General features: G+C 72.0%; 24 protein-coding genes. 8 read left to right on the top strand and 16 right to left on the bottom strand.

The genetic code is table 11. The annotated features are described in order from the left end of the window. Positions 1-3: 3 nt before the first annotated feature. The 10 genes from ABEA24_RS19300 to ABEA24_RS19255 form a co-directional block, all read right to left on the bottom strand. Positions 4-1,167 carry a 4-hydroxybenzoate 3-monooxygenase gene (locus ABEA24_RS19300; RefSeq protein WP_345432295.1) on the bottom strand — a complete coding sequence of 388 codons (1,164 nt, stop codon included), beginning with the start codon at positions 1,165-1,167 and terminating at the stop codon, positions 4-6. Positions 1,168-1,221: 54 nt separating this feature from the next. Beyond that, positions 1,222-2,004: an IclR family transcriptional regulator gene (locus ABEA24_RS19295; protein ID WP_345432294.1), complete on the bottom strand. Its 783-nt coding sequence runs from the start codon at positions 2,002-2,004 to the stop codon at positions 1,222-1,224. 84 nt (positions 2,005-2,088) lie between these two features. Next, entirely contained in the window at positions 2,089-2,514 is a 426-nt protein-coding gene (locus tag ABEA24_RS19290; RefSeq protein ID WP_345432293.1) for a hypothetical protein, read from the bottom strand. 115 nt (positions 2,515-2,629) lie between these two features. After that, the gene (gene pcaC, locus ABEA24_RS19285) at positions 2,630-3,007 is read right to left on the bottom strand and encodes a 4-carboxymuconolactone decarboxylase (RefSeq protein WP_345432291.1); all 378 of its coding nucleotides are present in this window, start codon (positions 3,005-3,007) and stop codon (positions 2,630-2,632) included. Between the two features lie 50 nt (positions 3,008-3,057). Then, a complete protein-coding gene (locus ABEA24_RS19280; protein ID WP_345432290.1) occupies positions 3,058-3,810 on the bottom strand; it encodes an alpha/beta fold hydrolase in 753 nt (250 codons plus the stop codon). 217 nt (positions 3,811-4,027) lie between these two features. Then, positions 4,028-5,323 carry a 3-carboxy-cis,cis-muconate cycloisomerase gene (gene pcaB / locus ABEA24_RS19275; protein WP_345432289.1) on the bottom strand — a complete coding sequence of 432 codons (1,296 nt, stop codon included), beginning with the start codon at positions 5,321-5,323 and terminating at the stop codon, positions 4,028-4,030. A 199-nt stretch (positions 5,324-5,522) separates the two neighbouring features. Further along, on the bottom strand, positions 5,523-6,059 hold the full coding sequence (pcaG, locus tag ABEA24_RS19270; RefSeq protein ID WP_345432288.1) for a protocatechuate 3,4-dioxygenase subunit alpha: 537 nt from the start codon (positions 6,057-6,059) through the stop codon (positions 5,523-5,525). Beyond that, on the bottom strand, positions 6,059-6,730 hold the full coding sequence (gene pcaH / locus ABEA24_RS19265; protein WP_345432287.1) for a protocatechuate 3,4-dioxygenase subunit beta: 672 nt from the start codon (positions 6,728-6,730) through the stop codon (positions 6,059-6,061). The genes pcaG and pcaH overlap by 1 nt, the downstream gene beginning before the upstream one ends. Beyond that, entirely contained in the window at positions 6,727-7,362 is a 636-nt protein-coding gene (locus tag ABEA24_RS19260; protein ID WP_345432286.1) for a CoA transferase subunit B, read from the bottom strand. Before ABEA24_RS19260 ends, pcaH begins: the two co-directional genes overlap by 4 nt. A gap of 33 nt (positions 7,363-7,395) precedes the next feature. Then, positions 7,396-8,208 (bottom strand): CoA transferase subunit A, encoded by an 813-nt coding sequence (locus ABEA24_RS19255; RefSeq protein WP_345432285.1) that lies wholly within the window; start codon positions 8,206-8,208, stop codon positions 7,396-7,398. Between the two features lie 158 nt (positions 8,209-8,366). On the opposite strand from ABEA24_RS19255, the gene ABEA24_RS19250 reads away from it, so the two are divergent. The 3 genes from ABEA24_RS19250 to hrpA all read left to right on the top strand — a co-directional run bounded on the left by ABEA24_RS19250 (position 8,367) and on the right by hrpA (position 14,425). Beyond that, a complete protein-coding gene (locus ABEA24_RS19250) occupies positions 8,367-9,437 on the top strand; it encodes an NAD-dependent epimerase/dehydratase family protein (RefSeq protein ID WP_345432284.1) in 1,071 nt (356 codons plus the stop codon). 112 nt (positions 9,438-9,549) lie between these two features. Further along, entirely contained in the window at positions 9,550-10,260 is a 711-nt protein-coding gene (gene pgeF, locus ABEA24_RS19245) for a peptidoglycan editing factor PgeF (protein WP_345432283.1), read from the top strand. 298 nt (positions 10,261-10,558) lie between these two features. Beyond that, a complete protein-coding gene (gene hrpA, locus ABEA24_RS19240; RefSeq protein ID WP_345432282.1) occupies positions 10,559-14,425 on the top strand; it encodes an ATP-dependent RNA helicase HrpA in 3,867 nt (1,288 codons plus the stop codon). 65 nt (positions 14,426-14,490) lie between these two features. Here hrpA and ABEA24_RS19235 read toward each other — a convergent pair whose 3' ends face one another. Both ABEA24_RS19235 and ABEA24_RS19230 read right to left on the bottom strand, forming a co-directional pair. After that, entirely contained in the window at positions 14,491-15,258 is a 768-nt protein-coding gene (locus ABEA24_RS19235; protein WP_345432281.1) for a phytanoyl-CoA dioxygenase family protein, read from the bottom strand. Between the two features lie 113 nt (positions 15,259-15,371). Further along, positions 15,372-16,547 carry a winged helix DNA-binding domain-containing protein gene (locus ABEA24_RS19230; protein ID WP_345432280.1) on the bottom strand — a complete coding sequence of 392 codons (1,176 nt, stop codon included), beginning with the start codon at positions 16,545-16,547 and terminating at the stop codon, positions 15,372-15,374. 143 nt (positions 16,548-16,690) lie between these two features. Between ABEA24_RS19230 and ABEA24_RS19225 the strand changes: the two genes are divergently transcribed. From ABEA24_RS19225 to ABEA24_RS19210, 4 genes are all read left to right on the top strand, one after another. After that, positions 16,691-18,046 (top strand): cytochrome ubiquinol oxidase subunit I, encoded by a 1,356-nt coding sequence (locus tag ABEA24_RS19225; RefSeq protein WP_345432279.1) that lies wholly within the window; start codon positions 16,691-16,693, stop codon positions 18,044-18,046. Then, positions 18,043-19,050: a cytochrome d ubiquinol oxidase subunit II gene (locus tag ABEA24_RS19220; protein WP_345432278.1), complete on the top strand. Its 1,008-nt coding sequence runs from the start codon at positions 18,043-18,045 to the stop codon at positions 19,048-19,050. Before ABEA24_RS19225 ends, ABEA24_RS19220 begins: the two co-directional genes overlap by 4 nt. Positions 19,051-19,129: 79 nt before the next feature. Continuing rightward, entirely contained in the window at positions 19,130-19,783 is a 654-nt protein-coding gene (locus ABEA24_RS19215; protein WP_345432277.1) for a TrmH family RNA methyltransferase, read from the top strand. Positions 19,784-19,828: 45 nt separating this feature from the next. Beyond that, positions 19,829-20,683 carry a nuclear transport factor 2 family protein gene (locus ABEA24_RS19210; protein WP_345432772.1) on the top strand — a complete coding sequence of 285 codons (855 nt, stop codon included), beginning with the start codon at positions 19,829-19,831 and terminating at the stop codon, positions 20,681-20,683. 7 nt (positions 20,684-20,690) lie between these two features. On the opposite strand, the gene ABEA24_RS19205 is transcribed toward ABEA24_RS19210, so the two are convergent. Continuing rightward, the gene (locus ABEA24_RS19205) at positions 20,691-21,236 is read right to left on the bottom strand and encodes a peptidoglycan-binding domain-containing protein (RefSeq protein WP_345432276.1); all 546 of its coding nucleotides are present in this window, start codon (positions 21,234-21,236) and stop codon (positions 20,691-20,693) included. A 285-nt stretch (positions 21,237-21,521) separates the two neighbouring features. After that, on the bottom strand, positions 21,522-23,330 hold the full coding sequence (locus ABEA24_RS19200; protein ID WP_345432275.1) for an ABC transporter ATP-binding protein: 1,809 nt from the start codon (positions 23,328-23,330) through the stop codon (positions 21,522-21,524). A gap of 276 nt (positions 23,331-23,606) precedes the next feature. On the opposite strand from ABEA24_RS19200, the gene ABEA24_RS19195 reads away from it, so the two are divergent. Beyond that, positions 23,607-24,038 (top strand): nuclear transport factor 2 family protein, encoded by a 432-nt coding sequence (locus ABEA24_RS19195; RefSeq protein ID WP_345432274.1) that lies wholly within the window; start codon positions 23,607-23,609, stop codon positions 24,036-24,038. Positions 24,039-24,059: 21 nt separating this feature from the next. Here ABEA24_RS19195 and ABEA24_RS19190 read toward each other — a convergent pair whose 3' ends face one another. Then, on the bottom strand, positions 24,060-24,635 hold the full coding sequence (locus ABEA24_RS19190) for a Uma2 family endonuclease (RefSeq protein WP_345432273.1): 576 nt from the start codon (positions 24,633-24,635) through the stop codon (positions 24,060-24,062). 134 nt (positions 24,636-24,769) lie between these two features. Beyond that, the gene (locus ABEA24_RS19185; protein WP_345432272.1) at positions 24,770-25,348 is read right to left on the bottom strand and encodes a TetR/AcrR family transcriptional regulator; all 579 of its coding nucleotides are present in this window, start codon (positions 25,346-25,348) and stop codon (positions 24,770-24,772) included. Between the last annotated feature and the right edge of the window lie 52 nt (positions 25,349-25,400).

Here is a 25,400-nt window from a genome sequence, read left to right as displayed (position 1 = left end):
CGGTCAGAGCTTGGGCGCGGCCCCGACGTAGTTCTCGGCGAGCGTGGCCGCGGCGGCCTTCGACGCCGCCACGTACTCCAGGTGCGACAGTTGCAGCCGGTGGCCGAAGGCGTCCTGGCGGGGGTCCTTGTGCAGCAGGGTCGTCATCCAGTACGAGAAGTGCTCGGCGCGCCAGACCCGGCGGAGGCAGGTGGCGGAGTAGGCGTCGAGGAGCTCGGTCGAGCCGGAGTCGTACCAGGCGCCCAGCGCCGCGGCGAGGACCGTGACGTCGGAGATCGCGAGGTTCAGGCCCTTCGCGCCGGTGGGCGGGACGATGTGCGCGGCGTCCCCGGCGAGGAAAAGACGGTCGTGGCGCATCGGCTCGGTCACGAAGCTGCGCATCGGGGTGATCGCCTTCTCGAGGACCGGCCCGTCCCGCAGTTCCCAGCCGTCGCGCGTGGCGAACCGCGCCCGCAGCTCGGCCCAGATCCGTTCGTCGGGCCACGCGGCGACGTCGTCCGACGGATCCACCTGGAGGTACAGCCTGCTGATCTTCGGCGAGCGCAGGCTGTACAGGGCGAACCCGCGCTCGCTGTACGCGTAGATGAGCTCGTCGGTGGAGGGCGGGACGTCGGCGAGGATGCCGAGCCACGCGAAGGGATACTCCCGCTCGAAGACCGTGGCGCCGGGCACGGCCGCGCGGCAGACGCCGTGGAAGCCGTCGCACCCGGCGATGACGTCGCACTCCAGCGTCTGGACCCGGCCGTCCTGCCGGTAGGTCACGGACGGCGCGCTCGGGTCGACCGACAGGACCTCGGCCTCGAAGCGGACGTCGCCGCCGGCCGCCGGCCGCGCGGCGATCAGATCCTTGACGATCTCGGTCTGCGCGTAGACCGTGACCGTCCGCCCGCCCGTCAGTTCGGACAGCGGGATCCGGTGACCGGCTCCCCCGAAGCGCAGTTCGAGACCATGGTGGGTGAGGCCTTCACGGTCGAGCCGCTCCCCCACGCCGCTGCCGCGCAGGACGTCCACGGTGCCCTGCTCCAGCATCCCCGCCCGCTGCCGCTTCTCCACGTACGCGCGGTCGCGGCTCTCCAGCACCACCGAGTCGATGCCGCGCAGGCTCAGCAGGTGGGAGAGCAGCAGCCCGGCCGGTCCGGCCCCGGCGATCGCCACTTGGGTACGCATCGATGACCCTCTTTCGACGTCCTCAGCACGATCCTCCTGCCGACGACGCGGCCGTCAGGCCCAGTCCTTCCACTCAGCGGAACCGCCGTGGGCGTCGACGTCCCGGGACAGGGCGTTCGCCGCGGCGAGGACGACGGGCACGACCCGCCGCAGATCCACGCCGCTCCGCCGGGTGACGAGCGACAGCGCCGCGAACACGTCCCCGTCGGCGTCCCGGACCGGCGCGGCCACCGAACACGTGCCGAGGGACATCTCCTCACGGGTCACGGCGTACCCGGACCGCCGGACGTCGGCGAGGCAGGCCCGCAGCCGATCGGCGTCGGTGACCGTGTGTGGCGTGTACGCCCGCAGCCCCCGCGCGATGACCTTCTCGGCGAGGTCGTCGCCGGCGAACGCGAGCAGGACCTTGCCCACCCCGGTCGCGTGCAGCGGAAGCTCGGCCGCGACCCGTGTCACGATCGGTACTGACCGAGGCCCGCGCAGGCGTTCGAGGTACAGCGCCTTGTCGCCGCTGAGCACCGCGAGCTGGACGTTCTCGTGCGTGGCGGCGTACAGCTCCTCCATGTGCGGGAGGGCGAGCTCGCGCAGGGTCGTCGCCGCCGAGGCCTGCGCGCCGATGCGCCACAGGCGCGTGCCGATGCGGTACGAGCCGTCGGGCAGGCGCTCGAGAAAGCCGCCGCCGGTGAGCTCACGGACGAGCCGGTGCCCCGTGGCGAGCGGCAGGCCCGCGCGGCCGCAGATCTCGGTGAGGGTCAGCCGGACGCCGCCGGGCGCGAACGACTCGAGGATCGCCATCACCTTGCCCGCCACGCTGGGCGGGCGCTCGGCACCCGTCATCGCTCCCGCTTCCTCGACCCGCACCCTTCACGATAGGCAACGCCCCGCGACCCGGCATCGGGTCGCGGGGCGCCGAGAGCCCGATCAGTTGGGGCGGATGTTCAGCGCCTCGATGATCAGATCGAGCTTCCGGCCTTGCTCGTCGAGCCGCTCATCGATCTGCCCGAACCGCCCGTCGATCTGCCCGAACCGCCCGTCGATCTGCCCGAACCGCTCGTCGATCTGCCCGAACCGCTCGTCGATCTGCCCGAACCGCTCGTCGATCTGCCCGAACCGCCCCTCGAATCCGACGACCTTCTCGGTCAGCACCGCGAGGGCGCTGTCGAGGTGGTTCAGCCGCTCGCCGTGCTCCTGCTGCGCGGTCCAGATGCGGCTGACCGTGTTGCCGAGCGACGTCAGCTGACGGCTGTGCGTGTGCTGTGTCACCTGGACGGCCGTCAGCTTCTCGTAGATCGCGTAAACGTCGTTGCTGAGCTGGTTGATCCGTCGCTCGGTCTCGGCCACGTCCATGACCCTACCTCCGTGCTTCGCGTTCCCTGGGGGGATCGAGGAACTCGATCACGCAGCCGCCATTGCGGAGCGCGAGCGATAGATTACGCTCTGCGCGAACACGAAGTGAAATCGATCACTCACGTTCCGCGATCAGACCGTCCTCCGCGAGGACCCGCTGAGCCACGGCGAAGGCCGCATTGGCCGCCGGGACTCCGCAATATACCGCGGTCTGCAGCAGTACTTCCTTGATCTCGTCGGTGGTGAGACCGTTGCGTACGGCGGCGCGCACATGCATGGCGAGCTCGTCCAGATGCCCCCGGGCGACCAGGGCGGTCAGCGTGACGCAGCTGCGCGTACGCCGGTCGAGGCCCGGCCGGGTCCAGATCTCCCCCCACGCGTACCGCGTGATGAAGTCCTGGAAGTCGGCGGTGAACTCCGTCGTACGCGCCTGCGCGCGGTCCACGTGCGCGTCGCCGAGGACCTCCCGGCGAACCCTCATCCCATCGCTCATGCCGTCCTCACCTTCCGTCGCGTGGAGGTTCTGGGCGCCAGGCGCGGCCTTCACGCCTTCGCCCTCTCCAGATGACCGACCAGCGCCTCGGTGACCGGCCGCGGGCACTCGAGGTTGGCCAGGTGGGCGCCGGGCACCACGACGAGGTCGGCACCGGGGATGCCCCCGGCGAGTGCCTCGGCGTGATCGAGCGGGGTGGCCACGTCCTCGGCGCCCCCGATGACGAGGGCGGGCGCGCGTACGTCGCCGAGCCGGTCCCGGACGTCGAAGCGGGCGATCGCGTCGCAGCACGCCGCGTACCCCTCGGGGTCCACCCGCTTCAGCATGTCCCGTACGACGTCGACGCCGGGACCGGCGTAGCCCGCGGTGAACCAGCGGCCCAGGAACAGCCCGGTGAGCGGCTCGAGGCCCTCGGCGCGGACGCGCGCGGCCCGGTCGAGCCAGGGACCGGGGTCGCCGAACCAGGCCGAGGTGCAGCACAGCGCCAGGCTCGTCAGCCGGTCGGGGCGGCGCAGCGCGAGGGCGGTGCCGATGGCCCCGCCCAGCGAGACACCGGCGTAGGCGACGCGGCCGAGGCCGAGCCCGTCGAGGAGGTCGACGACCGCGTCCGCGAAGTCCGCGACCGTGCCGTGGATCGCCGGCGACCCGCCGTGGCCCGGCAGGTCGAACCGGAGTGTCCGCCAGGACGCGGTGAGGGCCGGGAGCTGCGGCTCCCACAGGTCGAGCGTCGTGCCGAGAGATGGCCCCAGGACGAGGACCGGCGCGTCGTCCGGGCCGTCGAAGCGATGACTCAGGCCGCTCACCGGACGCCTCCGCCCTGGCGAAGGCCACTCACCGGACGCCCCTCCACGCGAAGACCGCACCGGACGCACCGTCCCCGCGAAGGCCGCTCGCCGGATGTCCCGGTCCGCAGAGACCGCTCGCCGGACGCGCCGTCCGCGCGGAGGCTGCTCACCGGATGTCCCCGTCCGCGGAGACCGCTCACCGGACGTCGCCCCCTCCGGCAGGGGTGCTGCTCGCTCATTCCGGCTCCTTTCCGGCGTACGCCGCGAGGGCACGGTCCACCAGCCGGGGCGCGGGGCCGACGGCCTTCGTCAGGTCGACGCCGAAGGCCGCTCCGGGACCACCGGCGCGCTCCGCGCGATCGTCGTCCGGGAGCAGGTCGGCCAGTGGCCGTCCTTCTCGGACCGCCTCAGCGACCGTCTCTTTCGCGGCCGCGCGGCCGTCGCGTTCGGCGAGCCGGCCGGCGACGTACTCGGTGAGGAGCTCCTCCCGCAGGTTGGCGCGCATCCGGTCGGGGAAGACCTCCAGCCCGGCGGTGAGCTCGGCCGCGGTCTCGGCCGCGCCGCCGACCAGCCGCAGGCAGTCGTTCAGCGGCTGCCATTCCGCGTGCCACTCCCCCGTCGGCCGGTCGAGACCGGCGTTCTGCGCGGCGAACAGGATCTGCGCGTACGCCGGAACGCGCAACGCGGCCGACCTGATCATCGTGGCGAGCACGGGATTGCGCTTGTGGGGCATCGCCGAGGAGCCGCCGCGGCCGGGCGCGGCGGGTTCGGCGACCTCCCCGATCTCCGTCTGGGCGAGCAGGACGACGTCGGTGGCGATCTTGCCGAGGGCACCGGCGACGAGGGCGAGCGCCGCGCCGAGTTCGGCGACGGGCCCGCGCAGCGTGTGCCAGGGCAGCACCGGCTCGGCCAGCCCGGTCTCCTCGGCGAACAGCGGCAGCAGCTCGGTGGTGCCGAGCGCCGCGAGGGTCCCGGCGGCCCCGCCGAGCTGGGCGGGCAGCCGTACGGCCGCGAGCCGGTCCCGTGCCTCGGCCACCGCGGCCAGCCAGCCGGCGGCCCGCAGCCCGAAGGTGGTGGGCACGGCCTGCTGCCCGAGGGTACGCCCGGCCATCGGGGTGTCCCGGTGCCGCCGGGCCAGGTCGGCGACGGCGCCGGCCGTACGGTCGAGGTCCGCGAGGAGCGTCTCGCGGACGCGCGTCGCCACGAGCATGGCGGCCGTGTCCATGATGTCCTGGCTGGTCGCGCCGGCGTGGACCTGATCGCCCGCCACCTCCCGCAGCGCCGCGACCAGCGGCACCACCGGGTTTCCCGCGCCGCGCGCCCGTACCGCCAGCTCGGCGGGGTCGACCCGGGCGCCGGCGACGGCCTGTGCCACATCGTCCGGGATCAGCCCGAGGCGCGCCTGCGCGCGGGCCAGCGCCGCCTCCGCGTCGATCAGGGCGCGCACCCACGCCTCGTCGGACGTCGCGGCCTCCGCCGCCGTGCCGGCGGCGACCGGCGACAGCAGCTCAGCGCGCGGGGAAATGTTCAACGACCACCGTCCTCGCTCCGTTCGCGGGCACCCGTCGGACCAACCGCCCAAGAAACCGTTGAACGCCCATCGTCCTCGCTCCCTACGCAGGCACCCGTCGGAGAACCGTTCACCGTCCTCGCTTCGTTCGCAGGTGCCCGTCGAACGAGCCGCCCAAGAACCGTTCACCGTCCTCATTCGCTCACGGCCGCCCGTCGATTCAGCCGCCGAAGTACCGCTCGAAGAAGACCGTCTCCCGTTCTCCTCGCAGGTGCACGTCGAAGCGGTAGGACCGGTCGCCCTCCCGTACCGCGACCAGCGTGTCACGCCGGCCCGGCGGCACCGCGGACAGGACCGGGTCCGTGGCGTTGCCCGGCTCGTCGGGGAAGTAGGCACGGGTCGCCACCGGTTTGAGCAGCCCCCGAGCGAAGATCAGCATCGCGATGTGCGGGGCCGGGCCGCCGGGCTTCACCGTGGAGAACCAGTAGTTCCCGGCCGCGTCGGTCCCGCAGCGGCCGAAGCCGGAGAAGTCGTTTCCGGCCCGCCGCCACGCGCCCCCGCCGCGCGGCACGTCGCCGGCGGCGTCGGCCTGCCAGATCTCCACCAGCGCGTCCGGGAGTGGCTCGCCGGCCCCGTCGAGGATCCGGCCGCGGATCCGGATCGCGTCCGGGTGCCACTCCGGGACGACGTACGGGCCGTCGGCGTACGGGAGGGCGTAGCCGAAGAACGGGCCGACGGTCTGCGACGGGGTGGTCATCACGCCTCCATCGGGGTCGCGCCGAGGACGATGTCCCACTGGTAGCCCAGGGCCCACTCCGGCACGGTCGTGTCCATGTCGAGCCGTGAGATCAGGCGCTCTCTGTCCTTCTCGTCGGGGATCGACTGGAAGATCGGGTCGTAGGCGAAGAGCGGGTCGCCGGGGAAGTACATCTGGGTGATCAGTCGCTGGGTGAACGCCGTGCCGAACACCGAGAAGTGGATGTGCGCGGGCCGCCAGGCGTTGTGGTGGTTCCGCCACGGGTAGGCGCCCGGCTTGATCGTGACGAAGCGGTACCGCCCGTCGGCGTCGGTGAGGCAGCGGCCCGCGCCGGTGAAGTTCGGGTCGAGCGGCGCCGGGTGCTGGTCGCGGAGGTGGACGTACCGGCCGGCGGCGTTGGTCTGCCAGATCTCCACGAGCGCGCCCGGCACCGGACGGCCGCCGGAGTCGAGGACCTGGCCGGTCACGATGATCCGCTCGCCCAGCGGCTCGCCGGAGTGCTGCCTGGTCAGGTCGTCGTCGAGGATGCCGAGTTCCTCATGGCCGAAGACCGGGCTGGACAGCTCGATGGCGTCGGGTCCGTACTTCGGCATCACCAGTGGCTGCGCCGGTGCCCGCAGCGGCGTGCTTCCGTACGGCGGGTAGAGGTACGGCGGGTTCGGATCGGTCATCGGGGTGCTCCGATCGGTGGTTCGGTGCGGGCGCGGATCTCCTGCTCGCTCACGCCCGGTGCGGTCTCGACCAGGACGAGCCCTTCAGGGGTGACGTCCAGGACGCCGAGGTCGGTGATGATCCGGTGCACGCACGCCGCGCCGGTCAGCGGCAGCGAGCACTCCTTGACGACCTTGGGGCCGCCGTCCTTGGCGGTGTGCTCCATGACCACGATCACCCGGCGGGCGCCGTGGACCAGGTCCATCGCGCCGCCCATCCCCTTGATCATTTTCCCGGGGACGGCCCAGTTCGCCAGGTCGCCGCGCGCCGACACCTGCATGGCGCCGAGCACGGCCACGTCGACGTGCCCGCCGCGGATCATCCCGAACGACAACGCCGAGTCGAAGAAAGAGGCCCCGGGCCGGACCGTCACGGTCTCCTTGCCCGCGTTGATCAGGTCGGGGTCGACCTCGTCCTCGGCCGGGTACGGCCCGACGCCCAGGATGCCGTTCTCCGAGTGGACGACCACGTCGATGCCCGCGGGCAGATGTCCGGGGATGAGCGTCGGCAGCCCGATGCCCAGGTTGACGTACATTCCGTCGGTCAGCTCCGCCGCCGCCCGCGCGGCGATCTCATCCCTGCTCCAGCTCAACGTCGACTCCTGCTCAATGGTCGCTCGGCCTTCTCACCCGCTCCGCGGCCGGGCTCGTCCCTCACCCGGCCACTCCACTCGCTGCGGCGGCCTCACTCCCGGGGTGACCGTGCGCTTCTCGATCGGCTTGTCGGCCGCCTGCTCGGGGGTCAGCGCGATGACGCGCCGGACGAAGATGCCCGGCAGGTGCACCTCGTCCGGGTCGAGGAAGTCGACCAGCTCCTCGACCTCGGCGATCGCGGTCGCGGCGGCCATCGCGCACAGCGGATTGAAGTTGCGGGCCGCCTTGTCGAACACCAGGTTGCCGTGGCGATCCCCGCGGGCGGCGCGGACGAGGGCGAAGTCGGTACGGACGCTCTCCTCCAGGATGTACTCGCGGCCGCCGAATTCGCGGACCTCCTTCGGCGGGGAGGCCACCACGACCCCGCCGTCCGATCCGTACCGCCACGGCAGTCCTCCTTCCGCGACGAGCGTGCCCACGCCCGCCGGGGTGTAGAAGGCCGGGATCCCGGACCCGCCCGCGCGCAGCCGCTCGGACAGCGTTCCCTGCGGCACCAGCTCGAGTTCGATCTCCCCGGCCAGGTACCGGCGGGCCAGTTCCTTGTTCTCCCCGACGTACGAGCCCATCGCCCGCGCGATCCGGCCGGCGTCCAGCAGACGCCCCAGACCGCGCCCGATGGTGCCGCAGTTGTTCGAGACGATCGACAGCCCCGAACTCCCCCGCTCGTACAGTGCGTCGATCAAGACGAGCGGAACGCCGCACAGCCCGAATCCGCCGACCGCGATCGACGCGCCGTCGCCGATGTCCGCCACCGCCTCCACCGCCGTGGGAAACACCTTGTCCATGTCTCCACCCTGCCAATCGCCACCGGCACGGCCGCGACCGGTCTTCCGCTCAGCGGAAGACCGTGGGATCCCCGGAGCGCCTTTCGCCCGTGGAGAACTTCTTCCGCCCGGGGAGAACATCGCGCTGGCGCGCCGCGAGCACCCGGCAGGATTCGATCATGCGACTTCTCGTACTCGGCGGTTCGGTGTTCCTGGGCCGCGCGTTCGTCTCGGAGGCGCTCCGGCGCGGTGATCAGGTCACCACCTTCAACCGTGGGCGGAGCGGTACGGACGTGCCAGGCGCCGAGGTCGTCCGAGGCGACCGGGAGAACGACGACGACCTGCGCCGGCTGGTCGAGGACCGGCGCTGGGACGCCGTCATCGACACCTGCGGGTACGTCCCCCAGGTCGTCGGGCGGTCGGCGCGAGCACTGTCGGGCCACGCGGACGCCTACCTGTTCGTCTCGTCCGTCCACGCCTACGCCGACTGGCCGGAGCACCGGGTGGACGAGGGCTCCGCGCTGCACCCCTGCCCGCCCGACGCCGGGCCGGACGCCGACGTCCCGTACAACACGCTCAAGGCCGGATGCGAACGCGCCGTCGAGGCCGGCTTCGACGGCCGGCTCCTCATCCTCAACCCCGGCCTGATCACCGGGCCGTACGAGCAGGTGCCGCGGCTGACCTGGTGGCTGACGCGGATCGCGTCCGGCGGCCCCGTCCTCGCGCCCGGCGATCCCGGCCGGGCGATGCAACTGGTCGATGCCCGGGACATCGCGGCGTTCGGCCTGGACCGGCTCACGGCCGGGACCACCGGCCGGTTCCTGGTGAGCGGTGTCCCGGGCAACACCACCGTCGGCGCGCTGCTGGACGAATGCGTCCGCGTCACCGGCTCGGACGCCGCGCCGGTCTGGGCGGACGACGCGTTCCTGCGCGAGCAGGGCGTGGCGGAGTGGACCGAGCTGCCGATGTGGGCGCCGGACGGCCCCGAGATGGCGGGCGTCTGGCTGCCGTCCTCGGACAAGGCGCTCCAGGCGGGGTTGCGCTGCCGCCCGGTCGCCGACACGGTCCGCGACATGTGGGCCTGGATCCGGGACGAGAACGTCTCCGCTGATCAGGCTGCGGAGCGCGGCCAGGGCATCGACCGCGAGAAGGAGCGCCGGATCCTCACCGCCTGGGCGGCGACGCGCGGAAACGACGCAGGCGCGGGAGCACGCGATGCAGGTGGGCACGGAGCGGGCGCGGGAGACTGAGGCGCTCGTTCGGTATTCGGCGACGGATCGTCGACCGGGCGGACCGGACGGTGCCCCGCCGAACGGGTGGGGTGATTGGTAACGTCGGACCGGAAGTGGGGAGGAGCGCCTGATGCAGCTGGCCGATGGTGTGGGTGCCGTCATCACCGACCGTTCGGGCGGGACGAGCGCCGCGCCGTACGACTCGCGCAACCTGGGCGGCGCGGTCGGGGACGATCCGGCCGCGGTCCGGGAGAATCGCGCCAAGACCGCCGCCGAGCTGGGCGTCGACCGGGTCGTCTACATGCGCCAGGTGCACAGCGCCGACGTCCGGTACGTCACCGGGCCGTTCGGGGACGATCCGCCCGGTCTCGACGGCGTCTGTACGGACGAGCCGGGCCTGGCGCTGGCGGTGCTCGTCGCCGACTGCGCGCCGGTGATCGTGGCCGACCCGGAGGCGCGGCTGGTCGGCGGCGCGCACGCGGGACGCGCGGGCGCGGCCGCCGGGGTCGTTCCGGCGCTGGTCGAGGCGATGGCGGCGCGGGGCGCCGACCCGGCGCGGATGGTGGCACTGATCGGCCCGAACGCCTGCGGCTCCTGTTACGAGGTCTCCGCCGAGCTGCGCGAGGAGGTCGCCGCCGTGCTGCCCGGGGCCTGGTCGACGACCCGCCAGGGCACCCCCGCGCTCGACATCAGGGCGGGCATCACCGCCCAGCTCACCGCGGCCGGCGTGACCGCCGTACGCCACGACGACCGGTGCACCATCGAGAGCCCCGAGCTGTACTCCTACCGCCGTGAGGGACGTACCGGCCGGTTCGCCGCCTTCGTCTGGCTGCGAACGTGAGCCCCGAGCCGTACACCTGCCGCCGAGAGCTATTCGCCGCCTTCGTCCGGCCGCAGACCTGAGCCCTGATACCGCCGAGAGGGCCACACCGGCCGACTCGCCGCCCCCGGCCGCCCGGCGGCCTGAGGCCGAGTTTTCTCGGCGTACCGGAACAGATCATGACGAGTCAGCGTTGGAAGGACCGCACTCGTCCGTCGGCCTGAGGCCGCGGAAATCGGGTGGCGCCGGGCCCGCGGATCGGGCACGGTGGACGCCGACGGGCGGCCTGTCCGACCGCCTGCCTATCCTTCCGCTTGCGATGGGATCTTCGATTACCGACCTGCAGACCCGCCTGCCCGAGCTGATGCTGCGCGACCGGCATCGGCTGCGTCGTCGTCTCGACGGACTGCGCAAGGTGCGCGCCGCCGAGGCCCGGGAGAAGATCCTCGCGGAGGTCACCGCGGAGATCGAGGCCGCCGAGCGGCGCGTCGCGCGGCGCCGCGCGCAGCTGCCGCAGGTGACCTATCCCGAAGCGCTGCCGGTCAGCCAGAAGAAGGACGAGATCCTCAAGGCGATCGCGGACCACCAGGTGGTCATCGTCGCCGGTGAGACCGGGTCGGGCAAGACGACCCAGCTGCCGAAGATCTGCCTGGAGCTCGGCCGGGGCGTCAAGGGCCTGATCGGGCACACCCAGCCGCGCCGGCTGGCCGCCCGTACGGTGGCCGACCGGATCGCGGAAGAGCTGGGCACGGAGCTGGGCGAGACCGTCGGCTACCAGGTGCGCTTCACCGACCACTCCGGTGAGGACACCCTGGTCAAGCTGATGACCGACGGCATCCTGCTGACGGAGCTCTCCCGGGACCGGATGCTGCGCCGCTACGACACGCTGATCATCGACGAGGCGCACGAGCGCAGCCTGAACATCGACTTCATCCTGGGCTATCTCAAGCGCCTGCTGCCCAAGCGCCCCGACCTCAAGGTGATCATCACCTCGGCGACGATCGACCCCGAGCGCTTCTCGAAGCACTTCGAGGACGCGCCGATCGTCGAGGTGTCCGGCCGCACCTACCCGGTCGAGGTGCGCTACCGCCCCATAGAAGAGGACGACGACCAGGTCCAGGCGATCCTCGAGGCCGTGGACGAGCTGGCCCTCGAGCCGCCGGGCGACGTCCTGGTGTTCCTGTCGGGTGAGCGGGAGATCCGCGACACCGCCGACGCACTGGAGAAGCGGAAGCTGAAGAACACCGAGGTGCTGCCGCTGTTCGCCCGGTTGTCGACGGCCGAGCAGCACCGGGTCTTCCAGTCGCACCGGGGCCGGCGCATCGTCCTGGCCACCAACGTCGCCGAGACGTCGCTGACCGTCCCGGGCATCAAGTACGTCATCGATCCGGGCACGGCCCGCATCTCCCGGTACAGCCACCGTACGAAGGTGCAGCGGCTGCCGATCGAGCCGGTCTCCCAGGCGTCGGCCAACCAGCGCAAGGGCCGCTGCGGGCGCGTCTCCGAGGGCATCTGCATCCGCCTGTACTCGGAGGAGGACTTCCTCGCCCGCCCCGAGTTCACCGACGCGGAGATCCTGCGCACCAACCTCGCCTCGGTCATCCTGCAGATGACCGACCTCGGCCTCGGGGACATCCAGGAGTTCCCCTTCATCGACCCGCCGGACCGCCGCAACGTCAAGGACGGCGTGAACCTCCTGCAGGAGCTCGGCGCGTTGGACGGCGACCGGCTGACGCAGCTGGGCCGCAAGCTGGCGCAGCTCCCGGTCGACCCGCGGCTGGCCCGGATGGTCCTGGAGGCCGACCGGAACGGCTGCGCGCACGAGGTCATGGTGATCGCCGCCGCCCTGTCCATCCAGGACCCCCGCGAGCGCCCCGCGGAGAACCGGGCCGCCGCCGACCAGCAGCACGCCCGGTTCGCCGACAAGGAGTCGGACTTCCTGGCGTACGTCAACCTGTGGAACTACCTTCGGGACCGCCAGAAGGAGCTGTCCGGCAACCAGTTCCGCAGGCTGTGCAAGCAGGAGTACCTCCACTACCTGCGCATCCGCGAGTGGCAGGACATCCACGGCCAGCTGCGGCAGGTCGGCAAGGACCTCGGCGTCACGCTGAACACCACACCCGCCGACCCGCAGCGCGTGCACATCTCGCTGCTGGCGGGTCTGCTGTCGCACATCGGCCTGCTCGACACGGAGAAGAAGACCAGCGGCAAGGACGATGCCCGGCGCGGTCCCCGCGAATACCTCGGCGCCCGGAACGCCCGGTTCGCCGTCTTCCCCGGTTCGGCGCTGGCCAAGCGGCCGCCACGCTGGGTGATGGCCGCGGAACTGGTCGAGACCTCCCGGCTGTGGGCGCGCATGGCCGCCAAGATCGAGCCGGAGTGGGTCGAGCCGCTCGCCGGCCACCTCGTCAAACGCACCTACAGCGAGCCGCACTGGGAGAAGAACCAAGGCGCCGTGATGGCGTACGAGAAGGTCACGCTGTACGGCGTGCCGATCGTGGCGCAGCGGAAGGTCAACTACGCCGGGATCGACCCCGAGCTGTGCCGGGAGCTGTTCATCCGCCACGCCCTGGTGGAGGGCGACTGGGACTCCCACCACCGGTTCCTGCGCGACAATCGCCGGCTGCTCGATGAGGTCGAGGAGCTCGAGCACCGGGCGCGGCGCCGGGACATCGTCGTGGACGACGAGACCCTCTTCGAGTTCTACGACGGGCGTGTCCCGCCCGAGGTGGTCTCGGCCCGGCACTTCGACGGCTGGTGGAAGAAGGCGCACCACGACGATCCGGAGCTGCTGAACTTCTCCACCTCGATGCTGGTCAACGACGCCGCCGGCGAGGTGACCCAGGAGGACTACCCCGACGCCTGGCAGGCCGACGGGCACCGGTTCCGGCTGTCGTACCAGTTCGAGCCGGGCACGGACGCCGACGGCGTGACCGTGGACATCCCGCTGCCGGTGCTCAACCAGGTCGGCGGCGAGGAGTTCGACTGGCAGATCCCCGGGCTTCGGCAGGACCTCGTGACCGAACTGATCCGGTCGCTGCCCAAACAGCTGCGCGTCAACTTCGTCCCCGCGCCGAACGTCGCCCGCGAGGTCCTCGCCCGGATCACGCCGGGGTCGGGCCCGCTGCTGGACGCGCTGGAACGCGAGCTGCGCGCGATGACCGGCGTGGACGTCCCCCGCGAGGCATGGGACCTGTCCCGCATCCCCGACCACCTGAAGATCACCTACCGGGTGACGGACCGGAAACGCACCCTCGCCGAGGGCAAGGACCTCACCGAGCTGAAGCGCCGGCTCGCGCCCAAGGTGTCGGCGACGCTGTCCAAGGCCGCCGACGACATCGAGCGCACGGGGCTGCGGACCTGGGACATCGGCACGCTCCCGCGCCTGTACGAGCAGGGCCGCGTCAAGGCGTATCCGGCGCTGACCGACGACGGCGACAGCGTGGCCGTACGCACGTACGCCACCGAGGCCGAGCAGCAGCGGGCCATGTGGCGCGGCACCCGCCGGCTGGTCCTGCTGAACAGCCCCTCACCGGTGAAGTACCTGCAGAGCAGACTGAACAACCAGGCCAAGCTGGTGCTCAGTCACAACCCCCATGGCAGCGTCGCGGCCCTGCTGGACGACTGCGTCGCCTGCGCCGCCGACCACCTGATCACCGAGGGCGGCGGACCGGCCTGGGACGAGGCGGGCTTCCGGCGGCTCACCGACCACGTACGGGCCGACCTCAGCGACACCGCCGCCGACGTCCTGGCCCACGTCCAGCGCGTCCTGGCCGCCGCGCACGAGATCGAACGCCGGCTGAAGAGCACGAACAGCCCCACGCTGATCCCCGCGCTGACCGACGTACGGGCGCAGCTGGGCCGGCTGGTCTTCCCGGGCTTCGTCACCGCCACCGGCCGCCGGCGGCTGCCCGACGTCCTCCGCTACCTGCGGGCCGTCGAACGCCGCCTCGACAAGCTGCCCGACGACCCGTACGGCGACCGGCAGCGGATGCAGCGGATCCAGCAGGTCGAGGCCGCCTACATCCGGGCCCGCGACGCCCGGCCGGGCAACGCCGAGATCCGGCAGGTCCGCTGGATGATCGAGGAGCTGCGGGTGAGCTTCTTCGCCCAGCAGTTCGGCACCGCCTACCCCGTCTCGGAGAAACGCATCCTCAAGGCCCTCGACCAAGCCGCCGGCGGATAACGCACCGGCCCGCGGGCCGCGTCTCGGCGGAACGCGTCCGCACGGCCGTGGGCCCAGGCCGCCTCTTAATTCATCCCGTTCAGCCCGCGGACGATCGCGGCGGCGACCGGCGACGGGTCGGAACCGTCGATCGCGAAGCCGTCGGGGACCGCGATCCCCGGCTGGCTGATCATGCGTGGTCCACGGCCGCGGTGCGGCCAGGTGGCGGTGTGGACCATGAAGGGATGGCAGAGGTAGATGTCGCCCGCCCGGCCTGTGCAGTGGACGGTGGTACGGCACAACACGGACGGCCGCAACCGGTCGGCCGCGCCGCTGCCGGCCATGCCGGTCTCGCCGGCGGCGGCGAGGATCGGCGGGATGAACAGGTGCGAGCCGGCGATCAGCCGGGTGGGCGCGTCGTCCGGCCCGACGTCGGAGTAGAGGAAGAACGCCGTCAGGCCGCGCCCGCGCGAGCGGACGTCGGTCCAGTACTCCTCGCCGATCCACCGGTTGCCCTCGATGTGGTAGCCGACCTCGCCGGGGTACACCTCCGCCGGGAACCGGACCGGGCCTCCGACCGCGGGCACCGGAGCGGTCCACCGACTCGGGCCGATGAGCAGGTCACAGGCCTCCAGGAGTGCGGGCGAGGCGGCCGCGGCGACCATCGGCGCCGCGTCCCGGCAGTCGGCCCATACAACCGGTCTCGTCCAGGTACGCCGGTCGTCGCGCCGTATCCCCTGGCCGCTCAGCTCCGCCCAGATGACCTCCCGGCAGGCCGCGGCGGTCGCGGCGTCGAACGCCCCGCGCAGCACGACGAACCCGTCGGACACGAAAGCGTCCACGTCGACACCCATGACCCGAGCATGACCCGCGCAGCGCCGGAGCGCGACCGGATTATCGCCGTTCCGGTCAGGCGACCAACTCCGCCTCCACCGGCCCGGCTTGCGCTCCTCTATCGCCGCCCAGGTCAGGCGACCAGCTCGGTCTCCACCGGGGAGCGGCCTCGGGCGCGTGGCGCGATCCGGACGGCTCCCAGCCAGGAGGTGAGGCGGGCGGCCTCGGTCTCGACCGCGGCCGCGGCCTCCGCGCCGATGTCCTCCAGGAGACGGTGGACGACCTCGCCGTCCGCGCGCTGCGCCCAGCCGCCGACGACCCGCCCGTCGCACCAGACCGTGGGACCGGCGTTGCCGTTGCGGTCGAACAGCAGCGGGCCGTGCTGCCCGAGGTACCAGCCGCGCCCGGCCCAGCCCATGACCGTCGGGTCGAGGGCGGGCAGCAGCGCGACCCACGGCCCGGGGTCGCCGACCGGGTCCACGTCGTCGGCCAGGACGTACCCGTCCTCGCCGCCGAGGTCGACCTTCTCGACGTCGACCTGCCCCAGGGCCTTCCTGATCTGGGTGAGGGTGAGGCCGGTCCACCACTTGAGGTCGGCGGCGGTGCCCGGACCGTACGCGGCGAGCCACCGGCGGATCAGCTCCGCCCGCGCCTCGTCCTCGGGAATGCCGGGCAGCCCGTCGGGCAGCCACGCCTCGATCGGCGACCAGCTGAACTGGCTGCTCGTCCAGGAGCCGCGCGGCCTGCCCCTGATGATCCGGCCCTTGGCGGCCAGGCCGAGCAGCACCCGGTTGGCGATGGTCGGCCGGGCCTCGTACGCCTTGCCTTCCCCGAGCAGGATCCGTTCCTTGAGCCGCGGCACGTCGGCGGACAGGTCGGCGGTGAACGCCTCGCCGCGGGCCCGCAGCGCGGCGACCGTGGCCTCCTCCACCTCGCGGAGCCAGGCGTCGTCCCCGAGACCCGCCTGCTCGATGAACTGCACCGTCTTCCGGCGCTCGCGCCGCGCCACGTCGTTGGAGCACGCCACCTGGACGACCGGGGCGAACTCGGCCTGAACGGTGAAGACGGTCCGCCGCATGGCGAGCATCCGCAACAGCAGGCGATCGTCGTACAGCGCCTTTTCGACGGGGCCGACGTCGGGGACGCGCATCCGGGCCGCCGCCGCGAGGTACACCGACGCCGGGTCCGTGCCGTGCAGCGCCACCAGCGCTCGGGCGACGTCGACGACGGTGTCCGCCGGATCCGCCAGGTGGTGCCGTGTCCCGAGGCGCGCCCGCCGCTCCTCGTCCTTGATCGCCCGTATGGTCATCCGCTGATTATCGCGGAATCCGGATTCTCCCGGTACGCGCGTGGGACCACGCCACGTGGGTAAACGAAGCGGATGTCCTGTCCGTGCGCGTCCGTACGCGCCGGTGCCCGGCCGGTACCGGCACGGACGGTGAGGAGCCGCTCATGCTCGCACTGCCGGCCGTCGCGGCGACTCCGGGCGATCTCATGGCGGCCCGGGAGCAGATGGCGTTCTCTCTGGGCTGGCACATCATTCTGGCCTGCTTCGGAGTGGGCATGCCGGCGTTCACCGTGTTCGCCGAATGGCGCGGCCGTCGCACCGGGAACGACGACTACCTCCGGCTCGCGCACCGCTGGGCGAAGGTCATGGGCGTGCTGTTCGCCGTCGGCGCCGTCTCCGGCACGATCCTGTCCTTCGAGATGGGTCTGCTGTGGCCCGGCCTGATGAGCACGTACGGCCAGGTGCTGGGCCTGCCGTTCGCCCTCGAGGGGTTCGCGTTCTTCATCGAGGCGATCTTCGTCGGCATCTACCTGTACGCGTGGGACCGGCTGCCGCCGCGCGCGCACATGCTGACCGGCCTGGCGGTGTGCGTGGCAGGCGTGCTGTCGGCGGTCTTCGTCGTCTCGGCGAACGCCTGGATGAACCAGCCGCGCGGCTTCGACCTGGTGAACGGGAAGGTCACCCACGTACGGCCCTGGGCGGCGATGTTCAATCCCGCCATGCCGCGGCAGGTCCTCCACATGGTCCTGGCCGCCTTCATGGTCGCCGGCTTCGGCATCGCGAGCGTGTACGCCGTGGGGATGCTGCGCGGCCGCCGGGATCGCTATCACCGCATCGGGTTCCTGCTGCCGTTCACCGTCGCCGCGATCGTCGCGCCCGTGCAGGTGGTGGTCGGTGACGCGATGGCGAGGTTCCTGGCGACCAACCAGCAGGTCAAGCTCGCCGCGATCGAGGGCCTGAACCACACCGGATCGCACGTCCCGCTGTCGATCGGCGGCGCGTACGTCGGTGGGGAGATGCGGTACGCCATCCGTGTCCCGGACGCGCTGTCCCTGCTCGTCGGCTACCGGCCCGGCGCGGTCGTCCAGGGTCTGGACAAGGTGCCGGTCGCCGACCGGCCGCCGGTCAACCCGGTGCACCTCGGCTTCCAGGCGATGGTGGCGATCGGGTTCGGCCTGGTCCTGCTCGGCGCCTGGCTGGCGCTGGCCTGGTGGCGACGGCGGGACCTGCCGCGTTCCCGCTGGTTCCTGCGGCTGGCGGCGATCTCGGGGGTGGCGTCGGTCGTCGCGCTGGAGGCCGGCTGGGTCACCACGGAGGTGGGCCGGCAGCCCTGGATCGTCTGGCAGCACCAGCGCACCGCGGACGCCGTCAATCCGGCGCCGGGCCTCTGGGTCGGGCTGGTCGCGGTGCTGGCCGTCTACCTCGTGCTGACCGTCGCGGCCGGCTACGTCCTGAACCGTCTGCGGGTGCAGCCGGTCACCGCGCCCCAGGAGGGCTGGACCGAGGAGTACTCGCCGTGACCGCCGCGCAGGCCCTGCTCGTCCTGGCCTGGGTGGGGATCACGATGTACGCGCTGCTGGGCGGCGCCGACTTCGGCGGGGGCTTCTGGGACGCCCTGGCGGGCGGGGCTCGGCGCGGCTTCGCCCAGCGCCGCCTCATCGAGCACGCGATCGGGCCGGTCTGGGAGGCCAACCACGTATGGCTGATCTTCGTCATCGTGATGTTCTGGACCTGCTTCCCGACGGTGTTCGCGTCGGTGGCGTCCACGCTGTACATCCCGCTGACCCTGATCGCGTTCGGCATCATCGCCCGCGGCTCGGCGTTCGCGTTCCGCAAGGCCAGCACGGAACTGTGGCAGCTGCGGCTGTTCGGCGGCGCGTTCGCGCTGTCCTCCGTCCTGACCCCCTTCTTCCTCGGAACGGTCGCGGGCGCGGTGGCGTCCGGGCGCGTCCCGGTCGGCCTGGCCCGGGGAGACCTGATCGGCAGTTGGTGGAACCCCACCTCGATCCTCGCCGGCGTGCTGGCCGTCGGCGCCACGGCGTACCTCGCGGCGGTCTACCTCACCGGCGACGCCCGCCGGCACGGTGAGGGGGAACTCGCGGACGCCTTCCGCCGGCGCGGGATCGTCACCGCGGTGGTCACCGGCGGCGTCGCGATCGGCGGCATCTTCGTCCTCCGCCATGACGCGCCGCGCCTGTACGATGGCCTGATCGGCCGGGCCCTCCCCGTGGTCATCCTGTCCGCGGTCGCCGGCGTCGCCTCTCTGGCGCTGCTCGTCGCCCGGCGGTTCGCCATCGCCCGGATCACCGCCGCCACCGCCGTCGCCGCCGTGATCTGGGGCTGGCCGGTCGCGCAGTACCCCGTCCTCCTGCCGCCGCGCGTCACCGTGGCCGGCGCCGCCGCCCAGCCCACCGTCCTGCACGCCACGCTGGCCACGGTCCTCGTCGGGCTGGTGCTCCTGGTGCCGTCCCTGGCCTGGCTCTTCGCCATCTTCCAGCGGGGCCGGGACTCCGAGCCGGGGTGAGTCAAAGCGGCGACCACACCGCTGGGACCTCCGGCTCGCACAGGTCGAGCCGCGGTGGACACGTTCTATGCTCGGTCGCATGACGTCTGAGGTCGCGGCCCCGTACGGTGTCGAGCCGGAGGCGGGCGCAGCCGCCGAACCCGGAGTGGGCCCGCACCCGCTGCCCTGGCCCGAGGATCAGCGGCTCGACCCGGCACTGCTCGCGGGCGGCGACCGCCGCAACGTCGTCGACGAATACCGCTACTGGAGCAACGAGGCGATCGTCGCCGACCTCGACGCCCGGCGGCACCCCTTCCACGTGGCGATCGAGAACTGGCAGCACGACTTCAACATCGGCGCGGTCGTCCGGAACGCCAACGCGTTCCTCGCCGCGGCGGTGCACATCGTCGGCCGCCGGCGCTGGAACCGCCGCGGCGCCATGGTCACCGACCGGTACCAGCACGTACGTCACCATCCGACGACGAGCGAGCTGGTGACGTGGTGCCGGGACCGCGATCTTCCGATCATCGGGATCGACAACCTGCCCGGGTCCCGGCCGATCCAGACCGCCGAGGTGCCCCGCGCGTGCCTCATGCTGTTCGGCCAGGAGGGCCCCGGCCTGTCGGAGGAGGCCCGGGAGGCCTCCGACATCGTCCTGCACATCCCCCAGTTCGGCTCGACGCGCTCCATCAACGCGGGCGTGGCCAGCGGCGTCGCGATGTACGAATGGATCCGGCGACACGCCACGTCCTGACCTTATGATCACCTGAGAGCCCGTCTCCGGTGAGGGGGAACGACGCTGGACAGGGATCAGGCCATCGCCCTCCTGCACCGCCTGCACGCGGCGCAGAACGCGTTCTATGGCGGAGGAGACGCCGCGGCACTGCGGGAGATCCTCACCGACGACATCGCCTGGCACGTTCCCGGGGACAACGCGATCGCCGGCGACCACCACGGCGTCGAGGCGGTGCTCGCCTACTTCCGCAGGCGCCGGGAGTTCGCCGGTCGCAGCTTCCGCATGCACACCCGTGACGTGCTCAGCGGCGACGGCGAATGGGTCACCGCGGTCACCGACGGCACCGCGCTGATCGCCGGGGAGGAGCACACCTGGTCGACCGTCGGCCTCTACCGCCTGCGGGACGGCCGGATCGCCGACTGCCGGATGCTCCCCCTCGACCAAGCGGCCTTCGACGCGATCTGGGCGCACCGGAGCCCGCCCGCCGACGCCGGCGCGGTGCCGGTGTCGGTCTACCGCGCCCGGGTCCGCCCGCGGCACTGCGACGCCCAGGGCGTACTCCACGCCGCCCGGTACTACGAGTACTTCGAGGACGCGTTCCTCGGCTGGCTCGACGAGCACGTCGGCGGTTACCGGGCGCTTCGCGCGGCAGGCGCCGACCTCGTCGTGGTCGCCAGCGGCTGCGAGCACCGCCGCGGCCCCCGTCTGGACGACCTGGTCTCGATCGAGGTCCGCCCGACCGCCGCCGGACGGACCTCGCTGTCCATGTCGTTCGTCCTCCAGGCGGATGACGACGCGCTGGCGACGGGCCACATCACCTACGTCGCCGTCTCCGGCGGCACCTCCGTGCCGCTGCCCGCCGCGCTGCGCGCGGTCGTACGGTCCGTGCCCCCCGCCCGGCGGCGCGAGACGCCCTGACCGGGGCTCAGTCGCCCGGGAAGAGCAGGATGCTCCAGGTGGGGACCGTGATGGTGTCGGCGGTCGCGACGTGGGCACGCGCCTGCACGATGTGCAGGGCGCTTCGCGTCTGCGGGCCGAAGTAGCCGCTGATCGGCAGGTCGGAGAAGTGGTACGGGTGGTGGTACTTGTTCAGCAGGACCTGCGCGGCCTTCACGCAGTCGTTGCGGTCGCCGTACCTGACCTGCGCCCGGGACAGCAGGTCGGTCCAGGTGGCCGCCCCCACGACGCCGTCGGCGTGCAGCCGGTGCGCGGACTGGTACGTCCGCACGGCGGAGTAGGTGCGGGGGCCGAAGTGCGAGGGGACGGGGATCCGGAGCCCCCGGCAGTTCAGCAGCCACTGGAGGGCGCGGACCTCCTCGCTCGTCTCCCCCTGCCGCAGGACCGGGAACGACTCGGAGTGCCCGGGCAGGCTCCGCGCCGTGTCCGCGGAGGCGGGACCGGCCAGGGCGGCGCCACCCATCCCGAGGGCGCCCACGACCAGGCCGGTGACGGCGATTCGCTTGATCTTCATGAGGTCCACCTCTCCCACGCGCTTGCGTTACACCTGGTGAGAGGGGGGACGAACCCGAAAGGTTGGCCGATGGCCGGGTTACGCCACGACCCGAACCTCCCGCCATGACACGGCGTCTCATCTCGCTCGGCGAACGGCGCCCATGGTCTTGAGCCCCTGATCTTCGGTGCGGCCACCGGGCCCGCCGATCTCCGAGTCCGTGTGCCGCCCACGGCCTCGAACCGCCGGCCGGCAAGCCCGTGCGCCTCCTGCCTCGCGCTGCCGTCTACGCCCTGGGCTCGCGGGTCATCGGCGTGGTGCCGGGCCCGACGGGCTCTCCTGCAGCCGGTAGGCCTGGGCCTGCAGGTCGTACAACTCGCTGAAGACGCCGCCCGCCGCGAGGAGCTCCGCGGGCGGCCCCTCCTCGACGACTCGGCCGCGGTCGAGCACGTAGACCTGGTCGGCGTGACGGACGCTGGCGAGCCGATGGGTGATGAGCAGTACCGTACGGCCGTCGGCATGGCCGCGGATCCGGTCGAACAGCGCGTGTTCGGCGCGGGCGTCGAGGGCGGCGGTGGGCTCGTCGCAGATGAGCAGCGGAGCGTCCCGGTAGAACCCGCGCGCGACGGCGATGCGCTGCCACTGCCCGCCCGACAGCTCGTGGCCGTCCTTGAAGCGCCGGTCGAGCAGCGTCCCGTACCCGTTGGGAAGGGGCTCGACGACCTCGTCCGCGCCGGAGGCCCGCGCCGCCTCGGTGATCAGGCGGTCGTCGGGAGCGCGGCCCATCGCGATGTTGTGCCGCGCCGTCATCGGCCAGTGCGTGTAGTCCTGCGGGATCATCGCGATGCTCTCGCGCAGGCGTTCGAGGTCGACCTCGGACAGGAGGTTCGCGTCCCAGTGCACCTCGCCCTCGTCCGGGCGGTACAGACCCGCGAGGATCTTCGCCAGTGTGGTCTTGCCCGAGCCGTTCTCGCCGACGAGCGCGACCACCTGTCCCGCGCGGATCCGCACCGAGACCCCGCGCAGGCTGGGCTCGTCGGCGCCCGGATAGGTGAACCAGACGTCCTCCGCGGTGATGAGGTCGAAGGTCACCGGTGCCGTCGCGGGGCGTTCTTCGGGGACGCGGCGCTCGGCCTCGGCGCAGAAGTCGAGATAGTCGGCGAAGTACAGGCCCGACTCGTAGCACTGGTTGACCGCGTACAGCAGCGAGGCGAGGGAGGTCTTGCCGGTGCGGATGGCCAGGACCGCGGTGCCCGCGACGGCGAGGGGCACGGCTCCGGTGGCGAGCAGCGCGCCGAGGGCGACGTAGACCCCGCCGCTCGCGACGCCGCCGGCGATCTCACCGAGCACCAGCGCGACCGTCTGGCGGCGGGCGAGCGCGACGTGCACTCGGCACTCCTCGGCGGCGAGATGATCGTGTTCCCTGCCGAGGAAGCCGCGCATCGTGAAGGCCCGGATCTCCGCCGCGGAGTCCCGGTCGGCCATCAGGTCCGCGAGCACCCATTTGCGGCGGCGGACCGGGGACAGAGTGAAGATGGTCAGGTAGCGCATGCGGGCCACGCGCGCCGCGGCCCAGCCGTCGGGCACCGCCGTGAGCAGCAACAGCGGCAGGAGCACCGGGTGGAGGACGCCGAGCGCGCCGGCCGCCGCCGTCACCCCGACGACGCCGGTGAGGATGTCGATCGCCTCCTGGACCACCGCCGACGCCTCGTACAGGCCGCGCTGGCGGGCCCGGTGCATCGCGTCGTGGAAGTCGGTGTCGTCGAACGCCGTCAGGTCCACCCGCGTGGTGAGCTCGAACAGCCGGGTCTCGACGATGCGGTTGACCTTCGGCTTCAGCCGGGCCTGCGCCCACCCGGCCCCCGCCTGCAGCCCCGAGCGCAGCGCCGCCGCACCGGCGACGAGCGCCAGCGACGGCAGGGCCGCCCGCACCCGGTCCGGTGTCGGGCCGCCGGCGAACAGGGCGCTCAGCACACCGGCCGTCGCCAGCAGGCCGTACGCGGTGAAGACCCCGGCGGCGAGGTTGAGCAGGACGGTCACGACCGTGTCGAACCGGCTCGCCCGCCAGGCGAGGCGGATCGCCGCGCCGACCAGCGTGGGCAGGCGACGGCTCATGCCCGCCAGGCCTGTCGCGGCCAGCTCTCCTAAATGGGCCTGCCAGGGATGTAGGGTCACCTCCCCGACGACGGACCCCTCCCCCGGGCTCGGCTCGGGTGCCTCCCCGGGATCCTTCCCGGCGGGCTCACGGCCGGTCGGCTTCCCCCAAAGACGTCGCATCGCGCCTCCCCCACGTGGCGAACCGAGGGCAGTGTCCCTCCGTACGAAGGTGATCACGGATGGTAGACCGGTTCCGGTATTGATCGTCCGGTTGGCGAGACGGATGATCCAGAAATGGATGTTCAGGAGATCGCCGACCGGCTGGAGATCGGCGAGTTGCTCGCCCGCTACGTCCGCGCCGTGGACAGCGGTGAGTGGGCGCTGCTCGACTCGGTCTTCACCGCGGACGCGATCATCGACTTCTCCGCGTCCGGCGGCGCCAAGGGCGACCCGGAAGCGATCAAGCGCTGGCTCGCCGAGGTCCTCGCCGCCTGGCCCGGCAGGCAGCATCTGATCGGGGCGGTGACGACGTCGGTCGACGGCGACGAGGCACACGTCAGCGCGTCGTTCGCCGACACCCTCGCCCCGTCACGGTCGACGATCGCCGCGACCGAACCCGGATTCATCCGCGGCGGAGGCTGGTATCACCACCGGCTGATCCGCACACCCGACGGCTGGCGCAGCCGCGAGCTCACCCAGGAACAGTCCTGGCGCACGATCGCCTGACGCTGCCGGAAGGCGCGCCGATCAGGCGGTGAGCGCCGCGGTGTCGAGCGTGAGCTTCCACGGCTCCGGCAGATCGATCGGACGCCCCAGCACGACGTCGGTCTCCTGCTGGTAGCCGTCGTCGCTCGGCTGGGACAGCAGCCGGACCTTCCGCGCGAAGACGTCGATCACCAGGCAGAGCGGCACGCCGCCCGCGGCGTACTGCCGTGGCTTGACCTCGTGATCGTCGGTCACGCTGCTCGCGGAGACGACCTCGACGACGAGGAGCGCCTGGTCGGCGTAGATGTGGTCCTTCGCCCACATCTTCGGTTCGGCGGGCACGACGGTCAGGTCCGGCCGGTAGCGATCGCGCTGCGGCCCGAAGAAGAGCGTGATGTCGGTCCAGATCTTCCAGCCGTTTGCCTGAGCAACGGCGAGGAGCTGAGCGAACAGCCAATAGACGATGTCGTTGTGTTGTCCGGTCGGCAACGGATTCACCACGATCCGGCCGTTGACGAGCTCGACCCGGTGCTGCGGCACCATGTCGCAGACTTCCCGGAACGTGCTGCGGATGTCGTCGTTTCGAACCACGGGCACCTCAAGGGCTTGGACCGCCATGAGTGCATCATTCCCTCCGGGGGGACTAGAACACAAGGTGACGAAGACAGGACGGATCGTAGTCGAAAATCCTGTCGAGTCAACTTAGAGTAAATAGTCAAGCACTCATAGTGAGAATCTCGATACCAGCCCACTCAGGCAGGAGCACTCCCGCCGGCGAGGCCGGTCCAGGTGAGGTCCATCAGGTGGTCGGCGGCCTCTTCGGGGGCGACCTCGGGGTTGCGGGCCCGCCAGAGGGCCATGCGCTCGCAGGCGCCGATCACGCTCTCGGCGTACGCCTCGAGGGCCCGGCGCGGGCGGTCCGGGAGGTGGGCGGCCAGGAGCCCGACCATCATCTCGCTCTGCTGGCGTCGTATCGCCTCGATCTCCTCGGCCGCGCTTCTCATGAGGACCGGCTCCTGCAGGAGCACGAGCCACGCCCGGCGATGGGCCTCGTTGAACCGGAAGTAGGCGATGTAGCCGCGCCGCAGCATCTCCTCCGGCGAGCCTCCCGCGCCGACGGCCCGCTCGGTGGTCTCCCGAAGCTCACCGCGGGCCCGCCGGATGACGCCGAGCAGCAGGCCCTCCTTGGAACCGAAGTACTCGTACAGCATCGGCTTGGACAGTCCGACGCGCTCGGCGATCTCCTCCATCGAGACGGCGCCGTAGCCCCGCTCGGCGAACACCTCCTCGGCGACGTCGAGCATCTGCTGCTCGCGGTCGGCGCGGGGCATCCTCGGGCGACGCGTCCTCACAGACTCGACGGACTCGTTGGAGAGCACATGT

It is taken from the genome of Actinoallomurus vinaceus (assembly GCF_039542055.1).
Taxonomy (GTDB): Bacteria; Actinomycetota; Actinomycetes; order Streptosporangiales; family Streptosporangiaceae; genus Actinoallomurus; species Actinoallomurus vinaceus.
The sequence above is the reverse complement of the archived record's forward strand: the minus strand, read 5'-3'. Positions and strand labels throughout refer to the sequence as shown.

Coding starts and splice junctions, on each gene's coding strand:
- ABEA24_RS19300 (WP_345432295.1), bottom strand. CDS start 1,167: ATGCGTACCCAAGTGGCGATCGCCGGGGCCGGACCGGCCGGGCTGCTG.
- ABEA24_RS19295 (WP_345432294.1), bottom strand. CDS start 2,004: ATGACGGGTGCCGAGCGCCCGCCCAGCGTGGCGGGCAAGGTGATGGCG.
- ABEA24_RS19290 (WP_345432293.1), bottom strand. CDS start 2,514: ATGGACGTGGCCGAGACCGAGCGACGGATCAACCAGCTCAGCAACGAC.
- pcaC (WP_345432291.1), bottom strand. CDS start 3,007: ATGAGCGATGGGATGAGGGTTCGCCGGGAGGTCCTCGGCGACGCGCAC.
- pcaG (WP_345432288.1), bottom strand. CDS start 6,059: ATGACCACCCCGTCGCAGACCGTCGGCCCGTTCTTCGGCTACGCCCTC.
- pcaH (WP_345432287.1), bottom strand. CDS start 6,730: ATGACCGATCCGAACCCGCCGTACCTCTACCCGCCGTACGGAAGCACG.
- ABEA24_RS19255 (WP_345432285.1), bottom strand. CDS start 8,208: ATGGACAAGGTGTTTCCCACGGCGGTGGAGGCGGTGGCGGACATCGGC.
- ABEA24_RS19250 (WP_345432284.1), top strand. CDS start 8,367: ATGCGACTTCTCGTACTCGGCGGTTCGGTGTTCCTGGGCCGCGCGTTC.
- pgeF (WP_345432283.1), top strand. CDS start 9,550: ATGCAGCTGGCCGATGGTGTGGGTGCCGTCATCACCGACCGTTCGGGC.
- hrpA (WP_345432282.1), top strand. CDS start 10,559: ATGGGATCTTCGATTACCGACCTGCAGACCCGCCTGCCCGAGCTGATG.
- ABEA24_RS19235 (WP_345432281.1), bottom strand. CDS start 15,258: ATGGGTGTCGACGTGGACGCTTTCGTGTCCGACGGGTTCGTCGTGCTG.
- ABEA24_RS19230 (WP_345432280.1), bottom strand. CDS start 16,547: ATGACCATACGGGCGATCAAGGACGAGGAGCGGCGGGCGCGCCTCGGG.
- ABEA24_RS19225 (WP_345432279.1), top strand. CDS start 16,691: ATGCTCGCACTGCCGGCCGTCGCGGCGACTCCGGGCGATCTCATGGCG.
- ABEA24_RS19215 (WP_345432277.1), top strand. CDS start 19,130: ATGACGTCTGAGGTCGCGGCCCCGTACGGTGTCGAGCCGGAGGCGGGC.
- ABEA24_RS19205 (WP_345432276.1), bottom strand. CDS start 21,236: ATGAAGATCAAGCGAATCGCCGTCACCGGCCTGGTCGTGGGCGCCCTC.
- ABEA24_RS19200 (WP_345432275.1), bottom strand. CDS start 23,330: ATGAGCCGTCGCCTGCCCACGCTGGTCGGCGCGGCGATCCGCCTCGCC.
- ABEA24_RS19195 (WP_345432274.1), top strand. CDS start 23,607: ATGGATGTTCAGGAGATCGCCGACCGGCTGGAGATCGGCGAGTTGCTC.
- ABEA24_RS19190 (WP_345432273.1), bottom strand. CDS start 24,635: ATGGCGGTCCAAGCCCTTGAGGTGCCCGTGGTTCGAAACGACGACATC.
- ABEA24_RS19185 (WP_345432272.1), bottom strand. CDS start 25,348: ATGCCCCGCGCCGACCGCGAGCAGCAGATGCTCGACGTCGCCGAGGAG.